At 67.9% G+C, this 24,642-nt stretch carries 25 protein-coding genes; 12 read left to right on the forward strand and 13 right to left on the reverse strand.

What is annotated here, in order from left to right; all coding sequences use genetic code 11:
* The first annotated feature begins 12 nt into the window (after positions 1 to 12).
* Entirely contained in the window at positions 13 to 387 is a 375-nt protein-coding gene (locus tag AGI3411_RS10905; RefSeq protein ID WP_052097367.1) for a carboxymuconolactone decarboxylase family protein, read from the forward strand.
* A gap of 35 nt (positions 388 to 422) precedes the next feature.
* On the opposite strand, the gene trpA is transcribed toward AGI3411_RS10905, so the two are convergent.
* Both trpA and trpB read right to left on the reverse strand, forming a co-directional pair.
* The gene (gene trpA, locus AGI3411_RS10910) at positions 423 to 1,208 is read right to left on the reverse strand and encodes a tryptophan synthase subunit alpha (protein WP_129527389.1); all 786 of its coding nucleotides are present in this window, start codon (positions 1,206 to 1,208) and stop codon (positions 423 to 425) included.
* On the reverse strand, positions 1,205 to 2,416 hold the full coding sequence (gene trpB / locus AGI3411_RS10915; RefSeq protein WP_129527390.1) for a tryptophan synthase subunit beta: 1,212 nt from the start codon (positions 2,414 to 2,416) through the stop codon (positions 1,205 to 1,207). The genes trpA and trpB overlap by 4 nt, the downstream gene beginning before the upstream one ends.
* A gap of 116 nt (positions 2,417 to 2,532) precedes the next feature.
* Between trpB and AGI3411_RS10920 the strand changes: the two genes are divergently transcribed.
* Both AGI3411_RS10920 and AGI3411_RS10925 read left to right on the forward strand, forming a co-directional pair.
* The gene (locus AGI3411_RS10920; RefSeq protein WP_129527391.1) at positions 2,533 to 3,405 is read left to right on the forward strand and encodes a LysR substrate-binding domain-containing protein; all 873 of its coding nucleotides are present in this window, start codon (positions 2,533 to 2,535) and stop codon (positions 3,403 to 3,405) included.
* 117 nt (positions 3,406 to 3,522) lie between these two features.
* The gene (locus tag AGI3411_RS10925; protein ID WP_129527392.1) at positions 3,523 to 5,604 is read left to right on the forward strand and encodes a DUF8189 domain-containing protein; all 2,082 of its coding nucleotides are present in this window, start codon (positions 3,523 to 3,525) and stop codon (positions 5,602 to 5,604) included.
* 44 nt (positions 5,605 to 5,648) lie between these two features.
* Here the strand turns inward: AGI3411_RS10925 and AGI3411_RS10930 are convergent, their stop codons facing one another.
* Entirely contained in the window at positions 5,649 to 6,239 is a 591-nt protein-coding gene (locus AGI3411_RS10930) for a low affinity iron permease family protein (RefSeq protein ID WP_129527393.1), read from the reverse strand.
* A gap of 151 nt (positions 6,240 to 6,390) precedes the next feature.
* On the opposite strand from AGI3411_RS10930, the gene AGI3411_RS10935 reads away from it, so the two are divergent.
* Genes AGI3411_RS10935 through AGI3411_RS10955 form a run of 5 tightly spaced genes read left to right on the forward strand, consistent with a single transcriptional unit; the run spans position 6,391 to position 10,887 of the window.
* Positions 6,391 to 7,599: an amino acid ABC transporter substrate-binding protein gene (locus tag AGI3411_RS10935; protein ID WP_129527394.1), complete on the forward strand. Its 1,209-nt coding sequence runs from the start codon at positions 6,391 to 6,393 to the stop codon at positions 7,597 to 7,599.
* Between the two features lie 30 nt (positions 7,600 to 7,629).
* Positions 7,630 to 8,493, forward strand: coding sequence for a branched-chain amino acid ABC transporter permease (locus AGI3411_RS10940; RefSeq protein WP_129527395.1), 864 nt, complete (start codon positions 7,630 to 7,632; stop codon positions 8,491 to 8,493).
* Entirely contained in the window at positions 8,490 to 9,437 is a 948-nt protein-coding gene (locus tag AGI3411_RS10945; protein ID WP_129527396.1) for a branched-chain amino acid ABC transporter permease, read from the forward strand. The genes AGI3411_RS10940 and AGI3411_RS10945 overlap by 4 nt, the downstream gene beginning before the upstream one ends.
* Entirely contained in the window at positions 9,434 to 10,168 is a 735-nt protein-coding gene (locus AGI3411_RS10950; protein ID WP_129527397.1) for an ABC transporter ATP-binding protein, read from the forward strand. The genes AGI3411_RS10945 and AGI3411_RS10950 overlap by 4 nt, the downstream gene beginning before the upstream one ends.
* Positions 10,165 to 10,887: an ABC transporter ATP-binding protein gene (locus AGI3411_RS10955; RefSeq protein WP_129527398.1), complete on the forward strand. Its 723-nt coding sequence runs from the start codon at positions 10,165 to 10,167 to the stop codon at positions 10,885 to 10,887. Before AGI3411_RS10950 ends, AGI3411_RS10955 begins: the two co-directional genes overlap by 4 nt.
* A 24-nt stretch (positions 10,888 to 10,911) precedes the next feature.
* On the opposite strand, the gene AGI3411_RS10960 is transcribed toward AGI3411_RS10955, so the two are convergent.
* The 6 genes from AGI3411_RS10960 to AGI3411_RS10985 form a co-directional block, all read right to left on the reverse strand.
* Entirely contained in the window at positions 10,912 to 11,247 is a 336-nt protein-coding gene (locus tag AGI3411_RS10960) for a MoaF-related domain-containing protein (RefSeq protein WP_129527399.1), read from the reverse strand.
* 3 nt (positions 11,248 to 11,250) lie between these two features.
* Positions 11,251 to 12,369, reverse strand: a complete 1,119-nt coding sequence (locus AGI3411_RS10965; RefSeq protein WP_129527400.1) for an alkene reductase — start codon at positions 12,367 to 12,369, stop codon at positions 11,251 to 11,253.
* Positions 12,362 to 13,381: a TIGR03571 family LLM class oxidoreductase gene (locus AGI3411_RS10970; protein ID WP_129527401.1), complete on the reverse strand. Its 1,020-nt coding sequence runs from the start codon at positions 13,379 to 13,381 to the stop codon at positions 12,362 to 12,364. Before AGI3411_RS10970 ends, AGI3411_RS10965 begins: the two co-directional genes overlap by 8 nt.
* A 34-nt stretch (positions 13,382 to 13,415) precedes the next feature.
* The gene (locus AGI3411_RS10975; RefSeq protein ID WP_129527402.1) at positions 13,416 to 14,600 is read right to left on the reverse strand and encodes an MFS transporter; all 1,185 of its coding nucleotides are present in this window, start codon (positions 14,598 to 14,600) and stop codon (positions 13,416 to 13,418) included.
* 174 nt (positions 14,601 to 14,774) lie between these two features.
* Positions 14,775 to 15,209 carry an SRPBCC family protein gene (locus tag AGI3411_RS10980; RefSeq protein WP_129527403.1) on the reverse strand — a complete coding sequence of 145 codons (435 nt, stop codon included), beginning with the start codon at positions 15,207 to 15,209 and terminating at the stop codon, positions 14,775 to 14,777.
* A gap of 20 nt (positions 15,210 to 15,229) precedes the next feature.
* Positions 15,230 to 16,249, reverse strand: a complete 1,020-nt coding sequence (locus tag AGI3411_RS10985; protein WP_129527404.1) for an aldo/keto reductase — start codon at positions 16,247 to 16,249, stop codon at positions 15,230 to 15,232.
* Positions 16,250 to 16,353: 104 nt separating this feature from the next.
* Here AGI3411_RS10985 and AGI3411_RS10990 point away from each other — a divergent pair, with 104 nt between their 5' ends.
* The gene (locus AGI3411_RS10990; RefSeq protein WP_129527405.1) at positions 16,354 to 17,256 is read left to right on the forward strand and encodes a LysR family transcriptional regulator; all 903 of its coding nucleotides are present in this window, start codon (positions 16,354 to 16,356) and stop codon (positions 17,254 to 17,256) included.
* Positions 17,257 to 17,431: 175 nt separating this feature from the next.
* On the forward strand, positions 17,432 to 18,181 hold the full coding sequence (locus AGI3411_RS10995) for a class I SAM-dependent methyltransferase (RefSeq protein ID WP_129527406.1): 750 nt from the start codon (positions 17,432 to 17,434) through the stop codon (positions 18,179 to 18,181).
* Between the two features lie 12 nt (positions 18,182 to 18,193).
* Here AGI3411_RS10995 and axcR read toward each other — a convergent pair whose 3' ends face one another.
* Positions 18,194 to 19,054, reverse strand: a complete 861-nt coding sequence (gene axcR / locus AGI3411_RS11000; RefSeq protein ID WP_129527407.1) for a putative beta-lactamase transcriptional repressor AxcR — start codon at positions 19,052 to 19,054, stop codon at positions 18,194 to 18,196.
* A gap of 101 nt (positions 19,055 to 19,155) precedes the next feature.
* Here axcR and bla point away from each other — a divergent pair, with 101 nt between their 5' ends.
* Positions 19,156 to 20,052, forward strand: coding sequence for a class A beta-lactamase (gene bla / locus AGI3411_RS11005; RefSeq protein ID WP_244240317.1), 897 nt, complete (start codon positions 19,156 to 19,158; stop codon positions 20,050 to 20,052).
* A 100-nt stretch (positions 20,053 to 20,152) separates the two neighbouring features.
* Here bla and AGI3411_RS11010 read toward each other — a convergent pair whose 3' ends face one another.
* A complete protein-coding gene (locus tag AGI3411_RS11010) occupies positions 20,153 to 21,646 on the reverse strand; it encodes an alpha/beta hydrolase (protein WP_129527408.1) in 1,494 nt (497 codons plus the stop codon).
* A gap of 124 nt (positions 21,647 to 21,770) precedes the next feature.
* Complete coding sequence (locus AGI3411_RS11015) at positions 21,771 to 22,709, reverse strand: LysR family transcriptional regulator (protein ID WP_129527409.1); 939 nt, start codon at positions 22,707 to 22,709, stop codon at positions 21,771 to 21,773.
* Positions 22,710 to 22,804: 95 nt separating this feature from the next.
* Between AGI3411_RS11015 and AGI3411_RS11020 the strand changes: the two genes are divergently transcribed.
* Positions 22,805 to 24,022 (forward strand): MFS transporter, encoded by a 1,218-nt coding sequence (locus tag AGI3411_RS11020; protein ID WP_129527410.1) that lies wholly within the window; start codon positions 22,805 to 22,807, stop codon positions 24,020 to 24,022.
* Between the two features lie 23 nt (positions 24,023 to 24,045).
* On the opposite strand, the gene AGI3411_RS11025 is transcribed toward AGI3411_RS11020, so the two are convergent.
* Complete coding sequence (locus AGI3411_RS11025) at positions 24,046 to 24,621, reverse strand: hypothetical protein (protein WP_129527411.1); 576 nt, start codon at positions 24,619 to 24,621, stop codon at positions 24,046 to 24,048.
* Positions 24,622 to 24,642: the final 21 nt, after the last annotated feature.

A 24,642-nucleotide genomic window follows, 5' to 3' on the forward strand; every position in this document is an offset into this window, starting at 1 on the left:
AGGAGCCCCACCATGCCTGACAAGACACGCCCTACCCCCTTGTGCGAAGCGCATATCGCCAAGGGCGACTGGAATCCGCTCTGGGACCAGCTGCGGGAACTGGACCCGGAGTTCATGGAGGCCTATCTGGCCTTTCGCAGCGTGCCGCAGCGCAATGGCCCGCTCCCGCAGAAATACAAGGAGTTGATACTCGTCGCCATCAACGCCGCCACGACCCACCTGTACGGCCCGGGCGTGCGGCGCCACATGCGCAATGCCCTCAAGGCCGGCGCGACGCGGGAAGAACTGCTCGAAGCGATCCAGCTCACCACCGTCATGGGCATCCATTCCTGCAACCTGGCCATTCCCATCCTCATGGAAGAAACAGGCGGGCAGCGCCCGGCCTGAGCGCACGATAAGGCGCGGGCATGCCCGCCGCCGCCTCATCTGCGCAAGGCAGCCGCCAGCCCGCGCACCTCGTCCAGCGCCCCGGCGACGCCACGCTCCGCCAGCACTTCGGCAAGCCGGGAGCCGACGGCCACCAGGTCCGCGTGCCGGCCGACGAGCCGCGCCGCTTCCGGGGAGCGCACTCCGAAGCCGGCGGCGACCGGCAGCCGCGTATGCGCGCGCAGCCGGTCCAGGTCCCGGGCGATGCGGCGCTCATCCGGCAGCGCCGCGCCGGTCGTGCCGGCCAGCATGATGTGATAGACGAACCCGCTGGCATCGGCCAGCAGCTGCGCCAGCCGCGCGTCCTCGGAAGTGGGCGCGGACATGCGGATGAGGTGGACGCCGTGCGTGCGCGCTTCCCGGCCAATCTCGCCGGCATGCTCGATGGGCAGATCAATGATGATCAGCCCGTCCACCCCCGCTGCCGCGGCGTCCGCCATGAAGGCCCCGGCGCCGTGCCGCAGTATGGGGTTCAGGTATCCCATCAGCACCAGCGGCGTATCCTTCTCCGACGCCCGGAAGTCGCGCACCAGCGCCAGCGTGCGCTTCAAGGTCTGGCCACCCGCCAGCGCGCGGGCGTTGGCCCGTTGCAGGATGGGACCGTCGGCGACGGGATCGCTGAACGGCATGCCCAGTTCGATCACGTCGGCGCCCGCCTCCGGCAGGCCGCGCAGCAGCGCCAGGCAGGAACCGGAATCGGGATCGCCCGCCGCGAAGTAGGTCACCAAACCGCTGCGGCCGGATTGGCGCAGCGCCGATAGAGTGTGGTCCAGCCGTGTCATCGCGCTACCTCGCCGAATTGCATAACCGTATCCAGGTCCTTGTCGCCGCGCCCGCTCAGGCAGACGACGAGGATCTCGTCGCGCCCCATCCGCGGCGCGAGTTCGCGGACATACGCGAGCGCATGGGCGCTTTCCAGCGCGGGCAGGATGCCCTCCTTGCGCGTCAGCCAATGAAAGGCGGACACGGCATCCGCGTCCGTCACGGACACGTAGGCCACGCGCCCGCGGTCGTGCAGCAATGCATGCTCTGGGCCCACGCCCGGATAATCGAGCCCAGCCGACACCGAATGCGCGTTCAGGATCTGTCCGTCCTCGTCCTGCAGGTAGTAGCTGCGGCAGCCGTGAAGCACGCCAGCGTGGCCGGCGGTGATGCTGGCCGCGTGCGCGCCGCTGGCCAGGCCCAAGCCCCCCGCCTCGACGCCGTATAACCGCACGCCTTCCGATTCCAGGAAGGGATAGAAGAACCCCATCGCATTGGAGCCTCCGCCCACGCAGGCAACCATGGCGTCCGGCATGCGCCCCGTCTTGGCCGTGATTTGCTGACGCGTCTCCTCGCCGATCACTTTCTGGAACTCCCGCACAAGCCAGGGATAGGGATGCGGCCCGGCGCCGGTGCCCAGCAGGTAATACGTGTCGGCGGGGTGCGCGATCCAATCCCGCAGGGCCTCGTTCATCGCATCCTTCAGCGTGGCCGTCCCGCCATGCACGGCGCGCACCTCGGCGCCGAGCATGCGCATCCGGCGCACGTTGACGGCCTGGCGCGCCATGTCTTCCGCCCCCATGTACACCACGCACTCCAGGCCATGCAGGGCGCAGACCGTCGCGGTCGCCACGCCATGCTGCCCCGCGCCCGTTTCCGCGACGATGCGCCGCTTGCCCATGCGGAGCGCGAGCAGGATCTGTCCCAGGCAGTTGTTGATCTTGTGCGCGCCGGTGTGGTTCAGGTCCTCGCGCTTGAGGTACACCTGCGCGCCTCCCAGTTCCCGCGAGATGCCCCGGGCCAGGAACAAGGGGCTGGGACGGCCGACGTAGTCGGCCAGCAGCTCGCGGTAGGCCTGCCAGAAATCCTCGTCAGCCAGCGCCGTCCTGAAGCTGCGTTCCAGCTCGTCCAGCGCGGGAATGAGCGTTTCGGGCATATAGCGACCGCCGTAGGAGCCGAATTGGCCGAGGCTGTCGGGAACGGCCGGATGGATGGAGGAGGATGGCATGGATCGCTGGTTCCGTGGCAATAATGCGAGACTCATGCTTATGCTATCTTCATGAAAAACTTATTTAAATCAATTATTTGTTTAGCACCAATGTAAGTACAGCTAACATCAAGATCATGCGACGCCTCCCTTCCCTCAACGCGCTGCGGTTCTTCGACGGCGCGGCCCGCCATTCAAGCTTCACGCTGGCGGCGAAAGAGCTTTGCGTTACCCATAGCGCGGTCAGCCAACAGGTCCGGCAACTGGAAGAATGGCTCGGTTGTCCGCTCTTCGAGCGCCGCCCGGGCGGCGTCCACGTGACGGCGGCGGGCCTGGACTTGCAACGCGCCACCCAGGAAGCGTTCGACCTGCTCGAACGCCGCTGCGATGAACTCAAGCGCAGCTCGCAGCCGGCGGAACTGGCCGTAGGGGCGCCTGCCAGCTTCCTGTCCAACTGGCTCATTCCCCGGCTGGAACGCTTCGAGGCCCTGCATCCGGATATCCGGATAAGGCTGCAAACGGCGGCAGACCCGGCCCTGCTGAATACCCAGCGGGTCGACGCGCTGATCCTGGCCGGCCGCGGCTGGCCAGGCGAATGGGCCGTCACCCCGCTCTTCGCGGAAACCATCGGCCCCGTCTGCGCCCCTGCGTGGGCCGATCGCATCCGGCGGCCGGCCGACGTCCTGGACGCCCCACTGCTGCACACCACATCCCGGCCCGACGCCTGGCAGGACTGGGCGGCACGCCAGGATCTCCGGCTGGCCACCAGGCAACCCGGCCGCGAATTCGATCATCTGGGCCATATGCTCGAAGCCGCCGCCGCTGGCCTGGGCATCGCCATTGCCCCGTCGGTGCTGGTCGAAGCCGACCTGCACCGAGGGCGGCTGGCCGCGCCGCTGGGCTTCGTCGAAAGCGGCGCGGCCTTCAGCCTATGCACGCGCAAGGATCCGGCACGCGCTGATGCCTCGTTGGAACGGCTGCGCGGCTGGCTGCTGGAGAGCGCGGGCTAGCGCCGCGCGGGCGGCTATCCGGCCCCATATCCCGTCAACAGTCCGGCGTCCGCCACCGCTATACTTTTCGACTCATTAATTCCCTGCCGCGCGACGCCTTTTCTGCCGCGCCCTGTTATGCACGTTCTGAAGGCCTTGCTGCGCCCCGTTGGCCGGGCGCTATTCGCTACCCTTGCGGTCCTGCTTTCCCATCAAGCATTCGCTTCCCCTCCCACGCTCGCGCAATGCCACGGCATCAAGGATCTGGCGTTCGTTGCCCACCTGGATGACGACCTGTTGTTCATGAATCCGGACATCGCCTCCAACATCGAGGCGGGCGGCTGCGTGCGCGTGGTCTACCTGACCGCCAGCGACGCGGGCGAAGGCGAAAGCTACATGCTGGGCCGCGAGCGCGGCGTGCGCGCCGCTTATGCCTACATGGCGCACGAACCCGACGTCTGGAAAGAAGATGCCGGCACCGCCGGAGGACACCATTTCGCGCGCTTCACGCTGCAGGGCAATCCGCGCGTCCAGCTCTGGCACATGCGCCTGAAGGACCCCTGGCTGGGCAAGGGCTGGGGCAGCCTGACGCCGCTGAGCCGCACCGAATCGGAACCCGGGCAAAGCGTCGAAACGCTGGGCCCCTACGCCGAGTCCTACACGCGCGAACAACTGATCGGCACCTTGGCGGACGTGATCCGCCAGTACGCCCCCACCACGGTGCGCCACCTGGACGACACGATCGCGGTGCCCTACACGCAGCTGTGCTGGCGTTGCGCCGGCCATGGCCATCCGGACCATATCGCCAGCGCGCGGCTGGTGCGCGAAGCCATGGTCCGCGTCCCGGGCAACTACGCCGAGACGGGCTACATCGACTACCCAAGCCAGGAACGCGCCAGCAACCTCACCGACACGGAGATCGCCAGCAAGTCGGTGATCTTCCAGCACTACGCCTGGAACGACTATCACTATTGCGCCGGGCCCACCGGCTGCAAGGAGCCCGCCGGGCCGGCCGCCGCCTGGGTACAGCGGGCGTACTACGTGTCGCGCCAGGACATGACGCCGCAGCTGTACCCGGACGGCCGCGGCGGCCTCGTGGTGTTCGCCGCCGGAGAAACCAATGCCGCCGTCAACCGCTGGGATTCCGGCCAGCGCCGCTGGCGGAGCCTGGGAGGTCGCACCAGCGGGCCGCTGGTCTCGTTCACCCACGCCGACGGCACCGCCGGCCTGATGGCGCGCGATCCGCTGGGCGGCGTGTGGGCGAACAAGCAGCGCCACGATGGCACCTGGCAAGGCTGGCAAGCGCTGGGCGGCGTGCGGGTGACGCAGATCCCGGCCGTGGCCCCGCGCGGGGAAGCCGCCGCCGTGGCGCTGGGCTACGACGACCGGCTTCACTGGATCGCGCCTTCCGGCATCGACGGCGGCTGGAGCACCTGGCAGGACCTGCCTCTGCTCGAAGGCGCCACCGGCGGCCCTGCCGCGGCGCGTGGCTCCGATGGGCGCTACGTCGTTTTCGCGGTCACGTCCAAGGGCGAACTCTTCTATACGCGCCAATTGCCGGCCGCCAAAGGCCATCGTCCCGAATGGCAAGGATGGCGCCCCGTGCCGGCGCCGACTGCCGCGGGCGGCCTGGCCGCGATCCGCGACCATGAAAACCGCATCGAGCTCTATTTCCGTCAGCGCGCCAACAATCATCTGACCCGGCTGCTGGAGACCGGCGACACTACCGATCTCGACATGGATTGGAGCGCCCCCGCCGACCTCGGCGTGCCCTACATCGGACGCCCGGCCATCGGCGCGGACGCCCAGGGCAACGTCGTGCTCGCCATCCTGGAGCGTGCGGGCGGCCAGCTCTGGCTCGTCGAACACGGCAAGCCGGCGAAGCTGGACGCGGAGGCCGCTTCGCCGCCCGCGCTCAACATCATCGACGGCACGCTGTACGTTGTCGCGCGCACCACGGGCGGACAGCAACGCTACCAAGTGCTCTCGCGCCATAGCGGCGCCTGGGCTGCAAGCCTGACTCTGGACGGCGTGCCGTCCAGCGGCGGCAGCGCGTTCGCGGCCGTGGCCGCGCGCCCCTCGGATCTGCCCAACCTGGGCGCCAATGACGCCAACCACGCGGCGGTAGTGCGCCCCGCCGTTGGCACCCCCGGCTCGCTGACCGTGGAACGCATGCCGACGCAAGCCTCGCGTACGGCCGCCCCGACCTCGGTACAGTGACATGAAGGCGCGGGCCGCAGGCACGGCCCGCGCCCGCTCGCCCCCTAGGCCAGGCCCTTCGGCTTCAGGCTGGAACGCGCACCGGAGAGCGCTGCCGCCTGGCGCCTTCCCCCTGGCCCGCGGCCCGCAACGCGGCGCCGCCGCGCCGTCTTCATGGCTTCGCGTCCGCCCCCTTCCGGCGCCCGCCCTTTCCGCTCGTCCGCCAGCCGCCTGCGCTTGTCCCTCGCCATGCGCTTGGCATGCGCGGTCAATGCCGCCGCAAGAGCGACCAGCCGGTCGTCATCCAGGCGCTCGGCGTCGACCAGATCCTCGTCCGCGTCCTTCAGCGCGATAAGCAGATCGTCGATCTTCAGATGCAGCGCCCGATCGTTCTTGTTCTGGCTCTGCTGGATGAGGAACACCATGAGAAAGGTCACGATGGTCGTGCCGGTGTTTATCACCAGTTGCCAGCTCTCGGAGTATCCGGAAACCGGACCGGTCAGGGCCCATGCCGCCACCACGCCGACCGCAAGGCCAAACGCGATCGAGGACCCCGCCCACGCCGTGACCGCCGCGGCGAAGTGATCGAAATAAGTCGCGACGGATTTGCTCGGCGATCGCGGCGAACCATTTCTTGGGGCACGGGACGCGTCCATGTTTCCTCCGGGATGTAACGGCACGGATCGCTTGCAGCAAGCGCCGTGCCCGCGCGCATCGGCCGCGGCCGATTGCGAGCTCCGGTTCAGGTTAACGTAACCAAGCGAGTCCGAGAATGGAACCCATAAGGTCCATAAAGGAGACATCATCATGTCTCGGAGACTATTGCATGCGCTGCCCGCGCTGGCCCTCGTCCTCTCCGCAGGCGCGGTCGCAGCCCCCGAAGCGCCGGACATCGTGCTCGGCGCCTCCATCCAACTCACCGGCCCCGTCGCCAACACCGGACGCTACTATCGCGACGCCTACCAGATCGCGGTGGATCAGATAAACGCCGCGGGCGGCGTGAAGATCGGCGGAGCGGCACACAAGCTGGCGCTCAAGATCTACGACAACCAATCGGACGTGAACCTGAGCGTGCGCCAGTACACGCAGCTCGTCACCCAGGACAAGGTCAATCTGCTGCTAGGCCCCTTCGCCAGCAACTTCGCGCTGGCCGATTCCGCCGTATCGGAAAAGTACAAGGTGCCCATGGTCCAGGGCGGCGGCGCGTCGGACCAGATCTTTTCGCGCAAGTTCAAGTACATATTCGGCACCTTGGCGCCCGCCAGCAATTACTTCGGCAGCACGGTCGAAATGCTCAAGGCGCTCAAGCCGGTGCCGGCCAGCGTTGCGCTGCTGTACGCGGACGATTCGTTCGACGTATCGGTTGCCCAGGGCACACGCCCCATGCTGAAAGCGGCCGGGCTGCATGTCGCGATGGACGAACGCTACAGCACCAACGCAACGGACTTCAACTCGCTGCTGTCGCAGATAAAAAGCAAGAAGGTGGACGCGGTCCTGGTGGCCGGACACGAGACGGAGATCCTGAATTTCGTGCGCCAAGCCAAGAGCCTCGCCGTCGCGCCCAAGATGTATTCGTTCACGGTCGGCGTGCCCTCGGAGGATTTCCGCAAGGCGCTTGGCGCCGATGCGGACTATGCCTTCGGCATGACCGCCTGGCTGCCGTCGGCAGCGCTGAAAGACCGCTGGTTCGGCGACGCCGAACAGTTTGCGCGGGCCTACAAGGCGAAGTACGGCTATGACCCGGACTACCACGCGGCCTCCGGCGTGGCCGACGTCGAAGCTCTGGCGCAGGCCATGGAGAGCGCCGGCAGCATGGATCCGCAGAAGGTGCGCGATGCCCTGGCCAAGACCCGCTTCGACAGCCTGTACGGCCCCATCGCCTTCAACGCCCATGGGCAGATCGACCTGCCGCAGGTGGTGATCCAGGTGCAGGGCGACAAGCTGGCGGAGGTCTACGGCGCCAAGGGCTTCATCACGCAGCCCAAATATCCGATGCCGGCCTGGAACGCGCGATAGGCGGCCCGCAAGAGGCCCAGGGATCATGCGATGGACCTGCTCGCGCAAATCCTCGTCAACGGCATACTGCTCGGCGGACTGTATGCCGTGATGGCCCAGGGCCTGGCGCTGGTCTGGGGCGTGCTGAACATCGTCAACCTCGCTCACGGCGCGTTCATCATGCTGGGCGCGTACGCGTCCTGGTATCTGTACACGGACCTGGGCGTGGATCCCTTTCTGGGGCTGCCGCTGACGGCCGCCGCCCTGTTCGCGCTGGGCTACGCCCTGCAGCGCGGGCTGTTGAACCTGATCGTGCGCGCGCCCATGTTCAATACGCTGCTCATCACCTTCGGCCTGGAGGTCGTGCTGACCTACCTGGCGCAGCTGGTGTTCTCGGCCGACTTCCGCACCATCAATCCTCCCTACGCGGGCGACAGCTATACGCTTGGCGCCGTAACGCTGCCCATGGCGCGGCTGGCGGCGTTCGGCGTGGCGCTGGCGCTCACGCTGGGCATGTGGCTGTTCCTGCTGCACAGCCGCCTGGGCCGCGCCATCCGCGCCACCGCGCAGAACCTGGTGGCGGCGCGCCTCTATGGGGTAGAGCCGCGCCATCTCTATGCCGTCACGTTCGGACTGGGCCTGGCGCTGGCCGGCGCGGCCGGCGGACTGTACGGGACCGTCTCGCAGATCAATCCCTACATCGGGGCGACGCTGACCGCGAAGTGCTTCGCCATTTCCATCATCGGCGGGCTGGACAATCCGCTGGGCGTCATGGTGGGCGGGCTGTTCCTGGGCATCATCGAATCGCTGACCACGCTGTACGTGGGGCCGACGTTCGCCGACGTCGCCAGTTTCGGCATCCTGGTGCTGGTGCTGTTCCTGCGGCCCAGCGGCCTGCTGGGCAGAGCGGCATGAAAACCTGGCGCGCGATCCTGGCGCTGGCGGCGGTGGCCGCCCTGGCCGGCGTGCCCTGGTACGGCTCGGACGTACTGGTGCAGTTCGGCATCAACACCCTGTTGCTGGCCGTGCTCGCGCAGGGATGGAACATCATTGGCGGGTACACCGGCTACGCGTCCTTCGGCAATTCGGTGTTCTATGGCTTGGGCAGCTACGGCGTGGCGATCGCCATGGTGCAGTGGGAGCTGCCCTTCGCGGCCGGCCTGGCGTTCGGCGTCGTGCTGGCCGTGGCCTTCGCCCTGCTGCTGGGCATGCCGGTGCTGCGGCTGCGCGGCCATTACTTCGCCATCGCCACCCTGGCGCTGGCCCAGGTCATGACGGCCATCGTTTCGAACATCGAGCTGGCCGGCCAGAACATCGGCCTGGTGCTACCGCCGCTCAACAACGATCCGCTGTTCTATGAGCTGTCGCTCGGCCTGCTGGTACTGGCGACGCTGACCGTCGCCTGGCTGACGCGCAGCAAGTTCGGCTTCGGCCTGATCGCGATCCGGGAGAACGAAGAAGGCGCGGCCGTCATGGGCGTGAACACCACCTTGTACAAGGTGGCGGCGTTCGCGCTGTCGGGGGTGTTCAGCGCGCTGGCGGGCGGCATCCATGCCTACTGGATCACCTTCCTGGACCCGGAAAGCGCCTTCGACATCGGGCTGAACGTCAAGATGATCATCATGGCCGTATTCGGCGGCGCGGGCACCGTACTCGGCCCCGTCGTGGGCGCCTTTTCCCTGTCGGCGATATCCGAGCTGCTGTCCAGCGAGGTCACCAGCGCCGCGGGCCTGTTCTTCGGCGCCGTCATTGTCGCGGCGGTGGTGCTGATGCCGCGCGGGCTGACCGACCTGCTGCGCCGCTACAGAAAATCGGGATGGCGCTATTTCATCGAAAACATCCGGGCCCACAAGCTATGAGCGCCATCCTGGAAATCCGCAACGTCACGCGGCGCTTCGCCGGACTGGTGGCCGTGAACCAGGTCAGCTTCACACTGGCAGAGGGCGAAATACTGGGGCTCATCGGCCCCAACGGCGCCGGCAAGACCACCCTGGTCAGCCTGATCAGCGGCACCCTCGCGCCCACGCATGGCGAGATCCTGTACCAGGGCAACCCGATAGGCAATCTGCCCGCGTACCGCCGGGCCCGCCTGGGCATCGGCCGGACCTTCCAGATCATGCGCCCTTTCCCCGGCCTCTCGGTCCTGGACAACGTCGCGGTCGGCGCGCTGTTCGGCCGCGGCGGCGGCCAGCCCGACCTCGCGCAGGCCCGCGAGCAGGCGCGGGCCTGCCTGGACTTCGTCGGCCTGGGCCGCGCGGCCGGCCAGCGAGCCGAAGCGCTCGGCGGCCCCGGCCGCAAGCGGCTCGAACTGGCCAAGGCCCTGGCCATGCAGCCCCGGGTCCTGCTCTGCGACGAGGTCATGGCGGGCCTGAACCTGGTCGAGATCGACGAGGTCATCGACGTGATTCGCAAGGTGCGCGCCACCGGTATCAGCGTCCTGGTCATCGAACATGTCATCAAAGCCATCAAGAGCCTGTCGAACCGGCTCCTGGTGCTGCACCACGGCGAGAAAATCGCCGACGGCCCTCCCGGCGAAGTACTGGCCAATGCGGAGGTGGTGCAGGCTTACCTGGGAAGGCAGCGCGCATGAACGAGACCGCCGCTCCCCTGCTGAAGGTCGAAGGCCTGAGCGCCGGCTACGGCGAACTGCCGGTGCTGACCGACGTCTCGCTCGAAGTGCGGCGCGCCGAGATCGTGGCGCTGGTCGGCAGCAACGGCGCGGGCAAGACCACGCTGCTGCGCGCGCTGTCGCGCGTGCTGCCCAGTACCGGCAGCATCGTAATGAACGGCCGGCAGCTGTCGCAGGCCGCGCCCGACCAGGCCTTCGCCAGCGGCATGGTCCAGGTCCCCGAAGGCCGGCAGCTGTTCGACCGCATGAGCGTGCAGGACAATCTGCTGATGGGCGCTTACCGGCGCACCGCCAAGGCGGACATCGCGCGCGACCTGGACAAGGTCTATGGGTTCTTTCCACGGCTATCGGAAAGACGCGGGCAGCTCGCCGGCAGCATGTCCGGCGGCGAACAGCAAATGTGCGCCATGGCGCGCGCGCTGATGGCCGCGCCCGCGCTCATGATGATCGACGAAATGAGCCTTGGCCTGGCGCCGGTGGTGGTCGAGCAATTGATGGGCGTGCTGGCCGACATCCAGCGCGAAGGCGTCACGGTCCTGCTCGTCGAGCAGGACGTCCACCTTGCGCTGTCGGGCGCCGATCGCGGCTACGTGATGGAGACCGGCCGCATCGTGCACAGCGGCCCCGCGGCGGAACTGTTGACCGATCCCAAGGTGCGGCAGGCGTATCTGGGGGTCTGACGCCCGCAGCGCCAAGCGGGCGGCCTATTCCGGCAGCGCCGTCAGCGCCCCTACCATGCGGTAGAAGCTGAGGTCGGCCGCCGTAAAGAAGGCGCGCGAACGGCCCCGCACGAAATCGTCCAGATGCACGACGGTAGCGCCGTCGGCTTCCTGCCAGGAGATCGCATAAACGCCGTCGCCGACCTGCTGCCACAGGCAGCGCGCCTCGCCGCTGGCCCCGGCGTAGGGGCCGGAGACAATCTCGTAGCGGATCGTCGCCCCGTCCTCGGCATAGCAGTTGTGGGCAGACAGCCCTTCGTAGTCGACCCGGAAGCTGCGTCCGGCGAAGAGCGGCTTGGTGTCGGGGGATTGGTTTTCCATGGTTCAGGCCTCCGCCGCTTCCAGCGCGGGATAGTCGATCAGGCCGCGGGCTTCGCCGCCGAACAGCGTGGCGCGGTCGTGTTCATTCAAGGGCGCGCCGATGCGCAGGCGCTCGGGCAGGTCTGGGTTGGCGACAAAGGGACGGCCGAAGCCGATCAGGTCGGCCCAGCCCCGCGCCACGGCTTCGCGCGCGCGCTCGGCCGTGTAATGGCCCGCGTAGATCAACGTGCCGGGAAAGGCCGTGCGCAGGCGCTCCTTGAACGCGACCGGCATCAGCGGCGCGTCGTCCCAGTCGGCCTCGGCGATGTGGAGGTAGCCCACGCCGATCTCTCCCAGCAGCTTGGCCGCCGCCAGGTAGGTGGTTTCGGGATCGGCGTCGGCGCAGCCGTTGAGCGTGGTCAGTGGCGCCAGGCGGATGCCGACGCGGCTCGCGTCGCCCACGCCTTCGACCAGCGCGCGGGCCACCTCGTCCAGGAAACGCAGGCGGTTCTCCAGCGAACCGCCGTATTCGTCCGTGCGGTCGTTGGCGTTGGAATCGATGAACTGGTTGGCCAGATAGCCGTTGGCGGCATGCAGTTCGACGCCGTCGAACCCGGCCGCCACGGCATTGCGCGACGCCTGCCGGTACTCGTCGACGATGGCGCGGATTTCCGCCTTGTCCAGCGCACGCGGCCGGGATGCCTGCACGAAGCCGGGCGTGCCGTCGTTCTCGGCGACGAACACGTTCACGCCTTCGGCCTGGATCGCGGACGACGACACGGGCGCCTGCCCGCCCAGCAGGCTGGTGTGGCTCAGCCGGCCCACATGCCAGAGCTGGGCGTAGATGCGGCCGCAGGCGGCATGCACCGCCTCGGTCACCTGGCGCCAGCCCGCGACCTGCGCCGGCGTGTGGATGCCGGGCGTCCAGGCATAGCCTTTGCCCAGCGGCGAGATCCAGGTGCCCTCGCTCACGATCAGTCCGGCGCTGGCGCGCTGCGCGTAGTACTCGGCCATCAGCGCGTTGGGCACGTCGCCGGGCTGGCTGGCGCGCGAACGCGTCATCGGCGGCATCACAACGCGGTTGGGCAGTTGAAGGCTTCCCAGGGAATACGGCTGGAAGAGCGGATCTTTGATATCAGGCATTGCAGGTCTCCTCGGCGGCCGCGGTCACGGCTGGCGATGGGGTGTGGAAAAGGGGCAGCACGTGCTCGGCGATCTCGTGGAAGGTTTCGGCGAGCGGCCGTTGGTTGCGGCGGAAATGCAGGCCGACGTGATCGACGCCGGCCGCGCGCAGGGCGCGCAGTTCGTCGGCCAGCGCCTCGCGGCCGCCGCGAAAGCCGAAGCGCCAGCGCTGCATCGGCTCATCGGCGCGTTCGGCCAGGTCCAGATGGATGAAGCTGGCGTAGGGCTTGGCGCCAGCCACGTTGCGCCAGGCCGCGGCCCGGCGCGCATGGTCGCCGGGCGTGCCCGGATAGGCGAGGCAGCCGTCCATGTGTTCGCCGATCCAGCCCGGGGTTTGCTGGGCCAGGCCCGCAACCAGCAGCGGCAACGGCGCGTCCAGCCGCGGCAGGACCTCCAGCCCCGGGGGCAGGCGGGACGGCGCGCCTTCGCGCAGCAGCGCAACCTGCTCGCGGAAGTTGCCGCCACGGCCCGCGAAGTCGCGGCCAAACAGCGGGTATTCCACGGGCCGGTCGCCGCTGGCCACGCCCAGCAGCAGGCGGCCGCGGCTCAGGCGCTGCACGGTGGCCGCGGATTTCAGCGTCAGCAGCGGCTCGCGTATCGGCAGCACCACGGCGGCGGTGCCCAGCAGGATGTCGCGCGTGATGCCGGCCAGGTAGCCCAGGTAGGAAAACATCTCGAAGACCTGCGCCGCGTCGCCGAAGGACGGGTCGTACACGGGCACATCCCGCACCCACAGGGCGCGAAAGCCGAGCCGGTCGGCCAGTTGCGCCAAGTCGGCGTGGCGCAGCAGATCGGGCTCGCCCGGCAGGCGGCCGGCCTGGCGCCGCGCCTGGTCGCCGGCAAGCGTCCAGTCGTTGTCCAGCGGGGCCTCGATGCCGATGCTGAAGCCGCCCGCGCTCAGGCGGGCCAGCGCGCCCGGCTTGGCCAGGTTCTTGAGGTCGGCTTCGCGGCCGTTGCGTTCCAGGATGTTCATGGAATGGCTCCTAAATCGGGTTCCGGGAAAAAGATCAGGCCTGCGCCGGCCGAACGGCCGCGGCGCGGTTGTCCAGCCGCCCGGACAGCACGGTCAGGCCCAACGCGGCCAGCGTGACCACCGCCGCGATCCAGGGCGTGTGCTCGAGGCCCAGGTGGTCGACCACCAGCGCGCCGGCCCACGATCCGCCTGCCACGCCGAGGTTGAAGGCGGAGATATTGAAGCCGGCGGCAACGTCGGTCGCGTCGGGCGCGACCTGCTCGGCCTGGCGCACCACGTAGACCTGCAGGCTCGGCACATTGCCGAAGGCCACGGCGCCCCAGGCCAGCACGGTCAATACCACCAGCGGCTTGCTCGGTGCGGTGAACGTGAGCACGAGCAGAACTAGGGCCAGCAAACCGAAGATGATCTTCAGCGCAGCCACCGGGCCGCGGCGGTCGGCCAGTCGGCCGCCCCAGATGTTGCCCCCCGCGACCGAAATGCCGTAGGCCAGCAGCACCAGCCCCACCATGTCCGGCTTGAAGCCGGCGACGGTTTCGAGAATGGGCGCCAGGAAGGTGAACGCGATCAGCGAGCCGCCGTAGCCGACGGCAGTCATCGCGTAGACCAGCAGCAGGCGCGGTTGCAGCAGCACGCGAGCCTGGCGGCGCAGTGGCGCCGGCGCGGCGTGAGGGATATTGCGCGGCACCAGCAGCAGCGCGCCGATCAGGGCGATCACGCCAAACGCGGCGACCGCAAGAAAGGTCGTGCGCCAGCCGAAATGCTGCCCGATGAAGGTGCCCAGCGGAATGCCGGTGACGAAGGCCACGGTCATGCCGCTGAACATGGTGGCGATGGCGCTGGCGGCCTTCTCGCGCGGCACCAGGCTGGTGGCGACGATGGAGCCGACCGAAAAGAACACGCCATGTGCCAGGCCCGTCAGAAGGCGCGCCACGATCAGCGTCGCATAGCCGGGCGCAAGCCAGGCCACCAGGTTGCCGACGGTGAACAGCGCCATCAGCCCGACCAGCAGGGGCTTGCGCGGCACCCGCCCGGTCAGGGCGGTCAGGATGGGCGCGCCCACGGCGACGCCCAGGGCATACAGGCTGACCAGCAGCCCGGCCGACGGCAGGGACACTCCCAGATCCGTGGCGATGGTCGGGATGAGACCGACGATGACGAACTCTGTGGTGCCGATGGCAAAGGCCGCCAGAGTGAGGGCAAGCAGGGCAAGAGGCATGACTGCGCTCCAATGAAATTCTCGAATGGACCGAAGTGTGCGCGCTTTATATTTGTGGATTAAGCCCTGGATGGTCCAAATTCTTTTGACTTCAAATCAAATAAGCGAATGCGCGCCGGGTGCGCGCCTGGCGGCGCGGACCGTCCAGGCGCGCAATGGCGCGCATCCTCACGCTCAGGACGTGGCGCCGGCCGCCGCGGCCAGCGTGGCCGCCAGCGCCGTCAGGCCGTCCCGGTAGATGCCCTCGAACAAGCCCGAGGCCGCTTCGTCGCTGACGCCCGCCGGCGTGAACTCGCCGGACCACTCGACCCGCGAGGCCCGGTCGCCGTCCAGGCCGACCACGCGCAGCGTGGAGCGGTATCCCGTGACGGGAAACGGCGCTTCGAGGATGGAATAGGTGTAGCTGCGCGCGCCGTTGTCGAAGGCTTCCAGCCGTTCGACAATGGCGTCCCCGTCGGGGTTGGCGAGGCGGCGCACACGGCCGCCCTCGCTCACTTCGCTCTTCGGGATGTACGGCAGCCAGTCGGGCAGCGAATCGAAGCCGCCGATCAATTGCCATACCTTGCCGGGTTCGACCGGCAGCGTGATCGTTGCAGAAGCTTGAGCCATGATGGATTTCTCGTCGGATATCAGATGCGGTCGACGGGCAGCGGCGCGTTCGCGGCAACCAGGCGCTGCTCGCGCAGTTCGTGCCAGAAAGCGGCGGGAATGGTTTCCTTCAGCGCGGCGGCGTCTTCGGCAACGCGCGCCGGCCGGCTTGCACCCGGAATGACGGCCGCCACCGCGGGATTCGCCAGCACGAACTGCAGCGCCGCCGCCTTGATGCCAACGCCATGCTGCTGCGCGATCGCCTTGATGCGCTCGACCTGGGCGATGATTTCGGCAGGAGCCTTCTGGTATTCGAAATGCGTTCCGCCGGCCAGGATGCCGGAGCTGTACGGGCCGCCTACCACGATCCCGGTATTGCGCTGCGCCGCCTTCGGCATCAGGCGCTGCAGCGCGCGTTCGTGGTCGAGCAGGGAATAGCGGCCGGCAAGCAGGAACCCGTCGGGCTGCGCTTCGGAGAGATCGAGCGTCAGCTCGATCGGCTCGACGCGGTTCACGCCCAGGCCCCAGGCCTTGATCACGCCTTCTTCGCGCAGGCGGGTCAGGACACGGAAGGCGCCCTTGCGGGCCACTTCGAAGTACGACAGCCACTCATCGCCGTAAAAGTCCTGGGCGATATCGTGGATCCAGACAATATCGATGCGGTCGGTCTTCATCCGCTTGAGGCTGTCGTCGATCGAGCGCAACGTCGCGTCGGCGGAGTAGTCGTTGACCAGCCGATTGGGCCGTCCGGCCGCAAACAGGCCGCTCTTTTCACCCAGCGCACGGGCGCTGGCGTCCTCGACTTCGTCGAGGATCAGGCGGCCCACCTTGGTGCTGAGCACGTATTCGTCGCGCTTGCGCCGGGCCAGCGCTTCGCCCAGCCGGATTTCGGCCAGGCCCGCGCCGTAAAACGGGGCGGTATCGAAGTAACGCACGCCATGCTCCCAGGCCGCATCCACCGTAGCCTGGGCTTCCGCTTCCGGGATATCGCGAAACATGTTGCCCAACGGGGCGGTGCCGAAACCCAGTACGTTTCCGGCGAGTTTTTCCTTGATGCTCATGATTGCTCCATGTGTAGATTTGTTGAGGTGAAGGCAGTCTAGGGTTGCCACTTAAGTCTGTCCAAGACATAATTTGCACAAGATGAGTCTTTCAAGGTCTTAACATGCTGGATCTCCGCCAACTTCATTATTTCGTCGCCGTCGCCGAGGAAGAGCACGTCGGGCGCGCGGCCGAGCGGCTGCATATCTCCCAATCTCCTCTCAGCCGCCAAATCGCCCAACTCGAGGAAAAGCTCGAGCTGGTGCTTTTCGAGCGCTCCCAGCAGCGGATCCGCCTGACCCGCGACGGACGCACGTTGCTGGCGGAAACAAAGGCCTTCCTGACGCATGCCAACCGGCTCGAATCTCTGGCCCGCCGCCTCGGCCGCGGCGACGAGGGCGGCCTCTGCATCGGGTACCTGGAATACGCAATGCATTCGGGCGTGCTGCCGAATGCGCTGCGCGAATTGAGCGACGGCCGTCCGGCGGTGCACATCGCGCTGTACAACCAACAATCGGAAACGCAGCTGGAAGGGTTGCGCCAGCGCAGCCTGGATATCGCGCTCGTTTGCGAGCCGCCCTCGCCCGACGACCCTGACCTCGAAGCGGCACAGGTGCTCAACGATCCGATGCTGCTGGTGCTACCCGCGGGGCATCCCCTGGCCGAGGCAGCGCAGATCACGTCGGCCGATCTCGCCGCGCAGAAGTGGATCGGCGTCATGCACAAGGAAAGCGCGCTGCGGCACGACACATTCATCGCGGCCTGCGCGAAAGCCGGCTTCACGCCAACGATTTCGATGGAAGCCACGGAACCGCTGGCCGCCCTGGGCCTGGTCGCCGCGGGGCTCGGCGTGACCACCGTCCAGCGAAGCCTGCGGCACCAGGCTCCGGCGGGCGTCGTCATGCGCGAATTGCCCGAATTTTCCTATCGCACGCCGCTCTGGGCGGCCTGGCACAAGATCAATCTGCGGCCCCTCGTGCAGACTTTCCGCGAAACCTTGATCAAGACGGCCACAGACGCCAGCTAACATGAACCCGGGCGCGGGCGCATAACCGATCCCTGTACTTGAGGCGAACCTGGACCGATGACGCCTATCCTGCAAAAGCGTATTCGCCCGGCGCGCTGCGGTTTCCCATGCGCGATTTCCTTCATGGCAATGGCGGCCGCGGCTCCGACGGGGTCGCCAGGAGACATTCGACACCATGAAACCCTTCGACCAACTCGTTGCCGAAGCCGAGGCCGCCGATGTGACCGGCTGGGGATTCGGCTGGCTCGCCGGACGCGCCACCGAAGAACGCCCGCCCTGGGGCTACGCGCGGTTGCTGGCGCAGCGCCTGGCGCAGGCCCAATCCGCGCTCGACCTCGACACGGGCGGCGGCGAAGTGCTTGCCGAGGCCCCGCGCTTTCCGCCGCGCATGTGCGCGACCGAAACCTGGCCTCCCAACGCACGGCAGGCGCACGCGCGCCTGGCCGTGCGCGGCGTCAGCGTGGTGCAGGTGGCAGAAGGCGCCGCGCTGCCGTTTGCGGACGCCTCGTTCGAGCTCGTCACTGCGCGGCATCCCGTGCGCCCGGACTGGCGCGAGATCCATCGGGTCCTCGTCCCGGGCGGCCGCTACTTCGCACAGCACGTGGGCCCTGCCTCGGCGTTCGAACTGATCGAGCGCTTTCTTGGCCCCCTGCCGCGCGAGCGCGCCCGGCGCGATCCGCAAGACGAAGCGGCCGCCGCGCGGGCCGCAGGCCTGTCCATCGCCGATCTGCGCCTCGCGCGCTGCCGTCTGGCTTTTTACGACGTGGGCGCGGTCATCTGGATCCTGCGCAAGTGCGTGTGGTGGGTGCCGGACTTTTCCGTGCGGAAGTACCTCGACCCGCTGCGTGAGCTGGACAGCCAGATGCGCCAGGGCACGCCTGTCATTGCCCACTCCACCCGCCACCTGATCGAGGCCGTCCGTTAAAGCCGCGCCGCGCTAGGCCGCCAGCGCGCCGTGCATCCAGCCGCTGAAAGCCTGCATGGCGGCGTTCGGACGGCGGCTGGCGATGCGGGTCAGCCAGTATTTTCCGGTCTCCACCTCCAGCGCGAACGGACGCAGCAGCCGGCCCGAAAGGAACTCGCGCTCGAACAGGCGCACAGGCAACAGGGCAATGCCGGCGCCCTGCGCCGCCGCATCGGCCAGCACCAGCGACGAATCGAACATAGAGCCTTGCACCAGCGGTGGCTCCAGGCCCGCCGCCGCGAACCACGCGGGCCATTCGTCCGGCCGGTAAGAACGCAGCAGGGGCTCGCGCAACACGTCCCGCGCGGTGCGCAGCCGCGGTGCCACGGCGGGCGCGCACACCGGCGATAAGGGCGCGGACAGCAGCGGCTGCGCATCGATGCCGTGCCAATTGCCGTCGCCAAAGCGTATCGCCAGGTCCAGGCCCTCGGCGGCCAGGTCGACGCGGTTGTTGTTCGAGAACACGCGCAGATCCACCTGCGGATTCAAGGACTGGAAGCCGCGCATGCGCGGCAGCAGCCAGCCCACCGCGAAGGTCCCCACTACGCCCACCGACAGCACCTGCCGCCGGACTTTGCCCCGATAGCCCTGCAGGGCTATCGCGATCCGGTCGAACGATTCGGACAGCACCGGCATCAGGGCCAGGCCTTCATCCGTCAGCACGAGGCCGCGCGGCACGCGCCGGAACAGCGCCACGCCCAGCCGCGCCTCCAGGTTCTTGACGTGCTGGCTGACGGCCGCCTGCGTCAGGTTGAGCTCCTGCGCCGCCCGGGTAAAACTCAGGTGCCGCGCCGACACTTGAAAGGCTCGCAGGGCGTTCAGTGGAAGATCCATGGCGTGGCATAAGTTTTTCTAGGGGATGGCCACAATTATTCCCGTTTGTTCACGACGCCGTCCAGCGCCTAGCATGCAAGCGTTTTTCAAAGGAGAACGTCTTGATTACGAGAAGAAGCTTCACCGCGGCCATCATCCTGGCCGGATGGATGCCTGTACTGGCGCGAAGCCAGACAGATAAGAAATATCGATGGACGCCGGATCGCCTGGCTGCGTTCGACCAAGCGCTAGCCGAGCTGGAAGCGTCCAGTCAAGGGCGCCTGGGAGTCGGGCTTCTGGATACGGCCAGCGGACAGGTAGCCGGCTATCGTGGCGACGAACGCTTCCTGATGCTGAGCTCGTTCAAGACGCTGGCCGCAGCCTATATCCTGGCGCGTGCGGATCGCGGCGAAGACCAACTGACGCGGCGCATTCCCATCACCGAAGCGGATCTCCAGGAGCACGCGCCCGTCACGCGGCGGCACGTCGGTCCGCAGGGCATGACGCTCGCCGAACTTTGCGAGGCCACCGTCACCACCAGCGACAACACGGCCGCCAACCTCATGCACCGCAGCTACGGTGGCCCCCAGGCGCTGACCCGCTACCTGCGCAGCCTGGGCGACATCGTCACGCGCCACGACCGCTATGAACCCGAATTGAACCGCCCCCACGCGGGCGAACCGCTGGACACCACCAGCCCGCACGCGATGAGCGCCACGCTCAACGCCCTGCTGTTCGGCCAGGCCCTCAAGCCGCAATCGCGGCAGCTGCTGCAATCCTGGCTCCTGGCCAGCATCACGGGCGGCAAACGCCTGCGCGCGGGATTCCCGGCGGACTGGAAGGTCGGCGAAAAGACCGGCACCTATTCGAAGGTCGGCGCCAACGACGCGGGCTTCGCGCAAGCGCCCGGCGGCGCCCCCATCATCGTGTGCGTCTATCTGGAAACCACCGCCATCCCCATGGACGAGCGCGACCGGATCATCGCCGAAGTCGGCAAGCGGGTCGCGGCTCTGGGATAGCGCCCCCGGGGCGGATCCGCGCGGCGCGCCGGGGCTCCTATTGCATGGGCTTCAGGTTCACCGCTTTCGCGATCTTGGAGAGGCGGTTTTCAAATCGCCCTCATTGGGCAATGACGCCGTCGATGCGCTTGATCAGATAGGGATAGAACGGATTGGACGTCAGCCTTGCCAGCGTATCCATGCCGCTCACCAGCGCGCCCACTTCGCCCCGGATCGACATCGCGCCCAGGCTGATGCCGTACTCCTCGATGTTGTCCGGGTGCTGGCCGTACAGCGAATCACTGCTCGGGAAGGGCAAGGCCACGTGCGACAGCGAATAGATCTCGCGCGGGTACTGCATGCCGATGGCATGATCGACCACGTGGGTATCGCCCGCCTCGCTGATGCGCTCGACCATGTCGCTGGACATCGACGAGGCGTTGGTGACGATGGTCAGCCGGTAGTTGTGCTGTTCGCGCGGCAGCGTGCCGGACAGCGACCATTCCACGCCGCGCCGGAACAGCGGCCCGAGCTTGGTGGCGCGGTTCAGGTCGAACAGCACCAGGTCGCTGCCGTTGGCCGGCAGGCGGGCGTAAAGGGCGTTGATCAGCGCGCGGGTGCTGACCGTGAAGTCCAGCACCGAGTGGAACGTCAGGATGGGCGGCAACTTGTCCAGGGAGCCCTGGCGCTGCCGGGTGGCGATGTTCTCCTGCAGCACGCGGGTCAGCTCATACGATTGGCGCGCCGCGTTCACCGGAAACGAGTTGTACTTGAACGGATTGAACTCCGGCACGATGCTCAGCCAGGCTGCCTTGGCGAAGGCCGGCAGTATCGCGGGCAGCCCGGCCAGGCCGGCAAAGCGCGCAAACTGCGTGATGCCGATCATGGGCGAGATCAGGATCAAGCGGTCCGGCCGGGCCTGCCCGGGGTCGTCGATGGCGTCCATGGCGTACATCAAGGCAAGCGCTCCGCCGTTGGAAAAGCCCACGATATGCAAGGGCTTCGGCGCGGGCACGCGCCGCCTCGCCTCGCGCACCGCCAGCCGCGTCGCCGCGGCCCAGTCCTCCCAGGCGGCGTCGGTCAGGCCGCCAGGCACCGTGCCATGCCCCGGCAGGCGGATCGCCACCACCGCATAGCCCGCGTCGCGGTAATGCGCGGCAATATGTCTCAGGCTGTAGGGAGAATCGGTCAACCCGTGCAGCAGGACCGCCACGCCGGCGGGGTCACCGTCGGGATCGAGCGCATACGACAGGTTCCAATCGTGCGCAAAACGCGCGGGATAGACCACCGCGCCGCTGAAATAGCGGTTGCTCTCGGTCCGGTCTTCCGGCTCCAGCTGCTCGGTCACCTGCTTGCGGACCTCGGCGAAGATCTTCTTTTCGCGCGCCAGGTAATCCTGCCAGGTGCTGTGATCGAGCGCGTCGCGGCTCAGTTCTTCGGGAACATAGGTATGCCAGACGGCCAGCGGCGGACTCTGATGGATGTCGAAGAGACGGATGCCTATCGCCGTGGCCAGGAAAACGGCAACGACCAGGCCAAGCACGCGCAGGGCTTTCCTGGTCCGGCGCCAGGCGGTGCGTCGCGGCCCCGTGGGTAATCCGCTACTCAGATACATGATCCCAATCCCCAAGAGGCAGCTTGAAATGCAGTACTGATGGACAAGACCCGGCTAGCTTACGAAGCCGGACTCAATAACGCAAGGTTCGGCGGAGGCGCCCGCTTTGCGCCGTCCGGCCGCCTCAGGCCTCGACGTTGCGCAGTTCGACCGGCAGGTGCTCGCGCATGATCTCGATGAAGCGGCGCAACCGCGCCGGCTGATAGCGCGAAGGCGCATAGACCAGATACACCGGCAGCGGCTCGGCATGCCAGCGCGGCGCCGCGTGCACGAGGCGCCCCTGGGCCATGTCCTCGGCCATGGCCCAGGCCGAACCCAGCCCCACTCCCAATCCCAGCACCGCCGCGCGGCGCAGCGCATACAGGCCATCGGTGGACAGGCGGGGCTCGATGCCGAAGCGCGCCGCCTCGCCCGTATCCAGGTTCGTGAGGGCGACCTCGTTGCGGTAGAAGGTACGCAACGCCAGCCATGGCAGCCCGGCAAGCTGCCTGGGGTGCTGCGGCACTTCGCCAGACGGCAGCAGGCTGGGCGCCGCCACCACGATGCGCGGCACCTCGCCCAATTTCAGCGCAACCACCGACGGATCGGTGACGGGGCCCACGCGCAAGGCGCAATCGACGTTTTCGGCGATGAAGTCGGGCATGCGGTCATGCAGCAGCCATTCAACGCGCATCTTGGGGTACAGCCGCAGGTAGTGCGCTAGCGGTTCCACGAATTGATGCTGGCCGAAAGCGTGCGGAGCGACCACCCGCAGCATGCCCGCGGGCTCTTCGACGGCGCCGCGCACCTCGCTTTCAAAGGACTGCCAGCCGGCAATGAGCTCCTTGGCGCGTTCGTAGCAGCGCTGGCCATCCTCGGTCAGGCGGATGGCGTGGGTGGACCGTTGCAGCAGGCGCACGCCCAGCGTGCGTTCGAGCAGCTGGAGGCGCCGGCTGACCGTGGGCTGCGTCCCCCCCAACTGCGCGGCGGCTGCCGACAGGCTGCCGGCCTCCACGATACGCACGAAGGTCTCGATGAGCAGCAGGCGGTCGGTGCCCGTCGCCGGGATTTGAGGCTTGATCATACGCCCATCGTATAACGGATCTACCCATAACAGGGCTACCACCTCTCCGAAGCAAGATTCACAATCTGCGCCACACTCTCCTTCGGACTTTCATCATGCGTTCCTCGAACTCCTCCGAAACCCCGCTGACACGCGGCCTGATCGTGCTGCTGGCCGTCGGCGCCGGCCTGGCCGTCGCCTCCCTCTACTACAGCCAGCCGATGCTGGGCGTGCTAGGCGCCGAGCTGAACGCCGCGCCCGGCGCGCTGGGCTGGATTCCTACGCTGACCCAGCTTGGTTATGCGTTCGGCATATTGCTGCTGGCTCCGCTGGGCGACCGCTACGACCGCAAGCGCATCATCCTGGCCAAGTCCGCCGTACTGGCCGCCGCCCTGCTTCTGGCCGGCTTCGCCCCGGGCATGGGCCTGATGCTGGCGGCCAGTTTCACGGTCGGCCTTGCAGCGACCATGGCGCAGGACATCGTGCCCGCGGCCGCCACGCTGGCGCCCGCCGAGCGCCGCGGCGCGATCGTGGGAACGGTGATGACCGGCCTGTTGCTGGGCATTCTGCTGTCCCGGGTGATCGGCGGCTTCGTGGCGGAAAATCTCGGCTGGCGCGTCATGTTCTGGCTGGCGGCGCTGGCGATTCTTGCGCTGGCACTGGCGCTGTGGCGTCATCTGCCCGGCTTCGCGCCGACCAGCCGCCTGCCCTACCGGGCCCTGCTCGGGTCGCTGGGCACCTTGTGGCGCCAGCATCCGGAACTGCGCCGCAGCGCCATTGCGCAGGGATTGCTGTACATGGGCTTCAGCGCCTTCTGGTCCACCCTTGCCGTCATGCTGCACGAGGCGCCGTTCCACCTGGGCGCGGATGCCGCCGGGGCCTTCGGCCTGGCGGGCGCTGCGGGCGCGCTGGCCGCGCCGCTGGTCGGCCGCGTTGCCGACCGCCATGGCCCCGCGCGGCTCGGCCGCCTGGGTGCCGCCCTGACGGCCCTGTCCTTCGCCTCGATGGCGCTGCTGCCCGCCTTGCCGCCGTCCGCCGCGTTGTGGCTGATCGCCGGCAGCGCCGTCGGCTTCGACCTGGGCATCCAGATGTCGCTGATCGCCCATCAAAGCATCGTGTACGGCATCGACCCGGCCGCGCGCAGCCGCCTGAATGCGGTGCTCATGACGGGCGTGTTCGTCGGCATGGCGGCGGGTGGCGCGCTGGGCAGCATGGCGCTGGCCCATTGGGGCTGGGTCGGCGTGACGGCGCTGGCCACCGCGACGGCCGCCGGCGCCCTGGCGCTGCGGACCTTGCCGCGCCGGCCGGCCCGAGTGGCGCAATGCGAAGCCTGAGCCGCCCGGGCGGCGCGGCAAGGTCAGGCCAGTTGCTTCACCGCGATCAAGGCGTCCATGATCACGCCGCCGCGACTGGGATGCCAGACGGGATCATCGGCCGGCAGCCAGGCCCAGCGCGATCCGTGAAAACTGCTTTCGGCTGCCACCATGCGCTGGCCGGCAGGCAGCTTCCCGGACGCGGCCTGCGCGCCGGCCGCCGCCTGCAGCTTCTGCGCGAGCGCCAGCACCGCGTCATGGCGCTCGCGGTCCTGCTCGGGGCGGTTCATCGGCGTCCCCCATTGCATCTGGAACAGCACGGCGCAATGGGCGGTGACGGCGTAATAATGGGCCGCCTGCAAGGCCAGCCCGTGCCCGGACAGGCCGAACGCCACGTAAGGTTCCACCGCCTTGCCGGACTGCAGCTCATCCGCGAAATTCGCGAAGTCGTATAGCGTCCAGTCGAGATCGCGGCTGGCATAGGCGGTGGCGCCGACCTGGCGCAGGCGCAGGGCCTGCGCGGCCGGCACCGGCGGCAGGGCCAACCCCTCTCCCTGGTAAAGCTTCCGGGCGGAGTCGAGGGTGGTAGCGCCGGATGGCGTGTTGGAAGTCGTGTCCATAATGTTTCCTTGGCGTCTGGC

The organism is Achromobacter agilis (assembly GCF_900496965.1).
GTDB classification, from domain to species: domain Bacteria; phylum Pseudomonadota; class Gammaproteobacteria; order Burkholderiales; family Burkholderiaceae_B; genus Achromobacter; species Achromobacter agilis.